A 4950-nucleotide genomic window follows, 5' to 3' on the forward strand; every position below is an offset into this window, starting at 1 on the left:
ATGCTCGTCGTTTAAAGGATCGATTCAGCTAATTCGGGTGACCTTGGCGAACGAAACACGAGATTTCGTACTGGCTCCAATTGTCCGGATATCGGTGACCCCGCGAAATCAGACAGCCGCGACAACAGAGTGAGACTGGTACGAATTTTTCGTTCGCAGTCTTTCACAAGCACTGATTTCCGCGCGCGATTGTCTGACCAGATAGGGCTGCCCGTATAGACAGTGGCCCACCCATTGCTCGCCTATTTTCATCGAACCGTTGGTGCGAGAGCGGCGTGTTGAACAGGCGTGCGGCGAGGTGCGGATAGGGCACGTTCATGGCTGTGCCGAACAGTGAAGTTGTCACACGATTTCCTGCCGCAGTCGAAATTCCTGGTAGCAGCATCATTTCTGACTGGTTCGATAAAATGCAAAATGTTATTCCCGTACTATCTCATTTATGTTCTTGAGATTTGCACGGAGATAGCCATGAAGCCTTTCTCTCTGATTGAATTTTCGAACTCGCACAGCCATGCAAGCATCCCGAACCATGCCCACTTCCGTCTCGTTCCCGTGGGCATGCTGTCGGTGCTGCGAAATCTGTTTGGCGCGCGTCGCTGAAGATGTGCAACATATCTTCCCGGTTCACGCATTTCCGCCTGTCGGGGCGAGAAACTGTGAAGGAGAAGGGTAATGCCCAAGTGCCGACTGCTGCTTCATTAGCCACTTTGTCCGTCACCTTCAGGGCCTGAGGGCACGTAGTCTCGCTAAGGAATATCTTCACCACCGCAAATCAATCTTTGGTTTCGATCTGCTTGTGATTGTGATTTTGACGGAACCCACCACACTCCTTGTACGCGTGTTAGGCGAGAACGCCGGCAACTATCTGCCGAATCTCGTCACTTTGTCGATGCGCAGCTATGCATATGAATCTCTGCGCGCCGATGACGGGCTCAATGACCGGACGATTCTCTACTGAAAGTAGCGGATTACGTGGCCGCCTTTAGCCGGCATTTTTATCGTGCGGTCTTCGCGGGGTCATACGATCTGTCAATTCGTCGTCGGCGCGCTGCTTGTGCTAACCATCACCTGACATAGATGACGGTGTTCGAAGACAGCGCGATCAGGATCGATGCGCATGCTGCCGCCAGTGCGATCGCGCAATCCGCGAGGGTCTAAAGGTGTCGCGGCGATAACACTCATTGCCGCATCGGCTCTTGCCATAATCATGTTCATGTTGTCCTTCGGTCGGAGGCGCTGGCCGAAAGCCGACTACGCTCATAGCTCGCTACACATGGCCGACCACCAATGTGCAGACCTGTCACCACTGGCGGCCATTGGAAACAACGTGCTGATCGTGAGCTGAAATCCGTTAGTGTCACGAATCGTAGTGACCCTCCTGGCAGATCACGCAGCTTGAACCGCCATGTGTTTTCTGAATAGACTTCCGGGCCTGATCGTTGCACTTATCGGTTCGGTCCGGCTGAATTCTGTTCAGATCTTCTAATTGCAATGCACAAAATTATCCTATGACAGTATTTCACGTGGCGGGAGTGTTGTTCACCCTAGTCGCGATTTTTGGCGTTATCAACCACCGCTACATCAAGCTGCCCGATACACTCGGCATCACAGCTGTTGGATTGATCACCTGCCTGATCGTATCGGCGCTGGGTTTCCACTATCCTGAGATGGTTACGCAGGCCCGCAAGATTGTCACCCGGATCGACTTCTCCGATATCGTATTTCATGGCCTTTTGAGCCTGCTACTTTTCGCAGGAGCGCTTCACGTCGACCTGTCACGCATGCGCGAGCAGCGGCGCGTAGTGCTGATGTTGGCTACTGTCGGTGTACTCATCTCCATTGGCGCGGTTGGAGCGGGGTTCTATTACGTGGCTCAATTGCTTGGACACCCGGTCAGTCTGCTGTGGTGCCTGGCGTTTGGGGCATTGATTTCGCCGACCGACCCGATCGCTGTGCTTAGCGTACTCAAGAAGGCCGGCGCACCCCAAAGCGTGGAAACCAAGATAGTCGGTGAATCGCTCTTCAACGACGGGACCGCCGTGGTCGCGTTCCTGACGCTTGTTGGTCTTGCCACAGGTACTAGCGAGTTCTCAGCGGGAGCTGTCGCCGTCGACCTCTTCCGGGAGATAATTGGCGCTCTTGTCCTCGGAACTTGCCTGGGTTTTGGCGCGTCTGTCCTGCTCCGGGGAATCGACAGCTACCCGGTCGAGATACTGATCACCCTGGCTTTGGCCACCGGCGGATACAGTCTGGCGGAGCACCTGCATGTTTCAGCACCGCTGAGTGTAGTCATCACGGGGCTCGTGATCGCTAATCACGGCGCGGCGACCGCTATGTCGGAGAAGACTCGCGAGCACCTGTTCAATTTCTGGGAATTGCTGGACGAGCTGCTCAATCTCATTCTTTTCGGTCTGATCGGTCTGGAAATCATTGCGGTCTCCTTGCATCAGCACATCGTTTTGCTTGGGCTTACGGCGATTCCAGTTGTTCTGATTGCTCGGGGTATCAGCGTGGTACTGCCGCTACTGATGCTTCAGAAGTTCAGGCGCCTGAACCCGCATACCGCCACGCTTATGACATGGGGAGGTCTACGCGGCGGCATTTCGATTGCGCTCGCGCTTTCGCTGCCAGAGTTCCCCGGCCGCGAGATGCTGATCGGCGTAACTTACCTGATTGTCGTGTTCAGCTTGCTTATTCAGGCACCAACGCTCGGAAGGCTGGTTAAGCGACTCTACGGAACCTAGAAGCTGCGGTTCTCTTGCAACCAGGGTCAAAGGTGGGGTTGAGTAGCGTCAATCCGATGGCCCGCGATGACCGCGCGGAAGGGTCTGGAGAGTGCGTTCGATGGTGCGCGGTGGCACCTCATCTGCAAGCTCAGTCCACGCGATCTGGTCGAGATGATGGCTGAGCGCGGGTTACCTGGGGCGCACTTCCTCACAAAATTCCTACGTGTACACAGCTCGGAAGATTGGCTTCATCTATGTCTCCACTCCCTGATTTTGCGGAATGTTGGCGCCCATTTTTCCGACCGAGGTAACTTCCACTGACCGCGCACCTTAATCTAGCTCCCATCCTTCCGCCAGATTTTGCCGACGGACCTTCCATAACTACAACCTGTCGATAGCGGCGCCCGACGACCAATGGACGAATCGCGTTTTCGCAAGGGTAATGCCGCTAGCGGCATGACAGGGATTGTTCGAGATGTCACTCCTAGCCATGCCATCAACTGACGGGGATGTTCAAATCGTGATAGGTCACCAAGTTCCGAGAGCATTCCGACGGCCGTGACGAATTGCACACCGCGCATCGCCTGCAACCCGAGTACGGCCGGATAGAACCGCCAGTTGATCACCGCCTCGCGCAAGGCGGTCTCGAGACGCTCGCATTGCGCAAGCCGGTCCTCGATCGTGCGCCGGTGTTCGTTAAACGCCAGTTGTTGCCACTCGCTGTCAAACGTATGCTCACTCAGCCAGCGTCGATGGGCGGGGCCCCAGTTGGCGTTGCCGGTATAGCGCACGCCGTGCGCGAGCAGGAAGGACTTCAGTCGATGCCGTGCCTGTCTGAGGTCATCCCGCGCGCATGCCCACGCGCGAGCCAGATCCCGAAACGCTTCATCTTCAACGCCAGGCACGTACACGGCCGAGAGGTCACCCGCACGTAGCGCGCGCACCAGCTTGATTGCGTCGCGCCGGTCGGTCTTCACGCGCTCACCCGGCTTCCTTGGAATCAGCGACGGCGCACAGACCATGCACTCGAAACCCTGCTCGACCAGTCGCCGGTACAGACCATAGCCACAGGGACCTGCCTCATACACCACGCACACGCGCCGTGCCTTCGATTGCAGCCGCTTGCACAGCCGATCAATCTCTGCCGGGGTCGTTCCTATCTTGCCGAGCAACTCGACTTCGCCGGCATCGATCGAATAGGCGACCGTGATCGATTCCTTGTGAACATCGAGTCCAACGTACACCGTGCTATTGTGTTCCATGCTGGCCTCCGTGCCGGAAATCGCCGGGTGTGGCCCTGTCCACACCGTGCGGCTCTGGCAGACATGCTAACCCGCGTTTGATTCCTCACGGCGGGCCAGCCTCTGCCTCACGGAAAGTCATACTGCCTTCCATTGGCCCTTGACCTTGATGTAGGTCTCGTTGTCACGGATCGGCGTAATGAGGCCATTCCGGGATCGGCGTAATCGAGCCACTTGATGATCGGCGTAATCGAGCCAGTGCATGATCGGCGTAATGGAGCCACCTCAGGATCGGCGTAATCGAGCCACTGTGCAGGCTGGTGGTCGCGCCGGGCCGTAGCCCGAAACGCATTTCGAATTTCCGTAACCCGGTACCTTCGGCATCTTTGCCCGGAGGGCCGATGAGTAACAGGAGGTTCGAAGTGTTTGAGTATCGACAGGTCCTGGCGCGGATGCGCCAGGGCGATTCCGACCGCGACATTGCCGGTGCACACCTGATGGGGCGCGGCAAGCTGAAGACCGTACGGCAGGTTGCGCTCGCTCACGGCTGGCTTGATCCCGGCCGTCCCTTGCCGGATGACGCGGAGCTGGCTGGCATCTTTGGGCGCGATCCCAAGGTGCCACGCAGCCGCATCTCCACGCTCGAGCCATTTCGCGATCTGGTGCGAGGCTGGTTTAACGCCGACGTTCAGGGCACGACGATCCACAATGCGCTGAAACGCAACCACGGCTATACGGGCAGCTATTCGGCGGTGCGCCGCATGCTGCTGAACCTGAGGTCCGAGCGCGGCGTCAGGGCGACGACAATCCTTGAGTTTGCACCGGGAGAGTAATCGCAAGCTTGCGATTACTCCGCTATGGGATGTCCATTTAACCGGAGTTAGCGTTTTGCCTCCACGGGCGGCTCGGCGAAGGTCGCTCCAGGCTGGGCGGATGTCCGCGTTGCCTCGGCGGCTTGGGAGGAACAGCCTTTGGCCTCTGGC

At 57.3% G+C, this 4950-nt stretch carries 3 protein-coding genes and 1 pseudogene; 2 read left to right on the top strand and 2 right to left on the bottom strand.

Annotated elements, in window-relative coordinates; translation table 11 throughout:
- Positions 1 to 1029: 1029 nt before the first annotated feature.
- Complete coding sequence (locus F6X37_RS35240; RefSeq protein ID WP_184060756.1) at positions 1030 to 1215, bottom strand: hypothetical protein; 186 nt, start codon at positions 1213 to 1215, stop codon at positions 1030 to 1032.
- Between the two features lie 293 nt (positions 1216 to 1508).
- Here F6X37_RS35240 and F6X37_RS35245 point away from each other — a divergent pair, with 293 nt between their 5' ends.
- A complete protein-coding gene (locus tag F6X37_RS35245) occupies positions 1509 to 2744 on the top strand; it encodes a cation:proton antiporter (RefSeq protein ID WP_187614605.1) in 1236 nt (411 codons plus the stop codon).
- Positions 2745 to 3202: 458 nt separating this feature from the next.
- Here the strand turns inward: F6X37_RS35245 and F6X37_RS35250 are convergent.
- A pseudogene (locus tag F6X37_RS35250) lies at positions 3203 to 3988 on the bottom strand (IS110 family transposase); the annotation flags it as partial.
- 380 nt (positions 3989 to 4368) lie between these two features.
- Here F6X37_RS35250 and F6X37_RS35255 point away from each other — a divergent pair.
- A complete protein-coding gene (locus F6X37_RS35255; protein ID WP_187614606.1) occupies positions 4369 to 4800 on the top strand; it encodes a hypothetical protein in 432 nt (143 codons plus the stop codon).
- The last annotated feature ends 150 nt before the right edge of the window (positions 4801 to 4950 follow it).

This window comes from Paraburkholderia sp. 31.1 (genome assembly GCF_014397645.1).
Taxonomy (GTDB): Bacteria; Pseudomonadota; Gammaproteobacteria; order Burkholderiales; family Burkholderiaceae; genus Paraburkholderia; species Paraburkholderia tuberum.

Bases quoted from the DNA above. Each gene is read 5' to 3' on its own strand.
- F6X37_RS35245 (WP_187614605.1), top strand. From the start codon at position 1,509: ATGACAGTATTTCACGTGGCGGGAGTGTTGTTCACCCTAGTCGCGATT.
- F6X37_RS35240 (WP_184060756.1), bottom strand. From the start codon at position 1,215: ATGAACATGATTATGGCAAGAGCCGATGCGGCAATGAGTGTTATCGCC.
- F6X37_RS35255 (WP_187614606.1), top strand. From the start codon at position 4,369: ATGAGTAACAGGAGGTTCGAAGTGTTTGAGTATCGACAGGTCCTGGCG.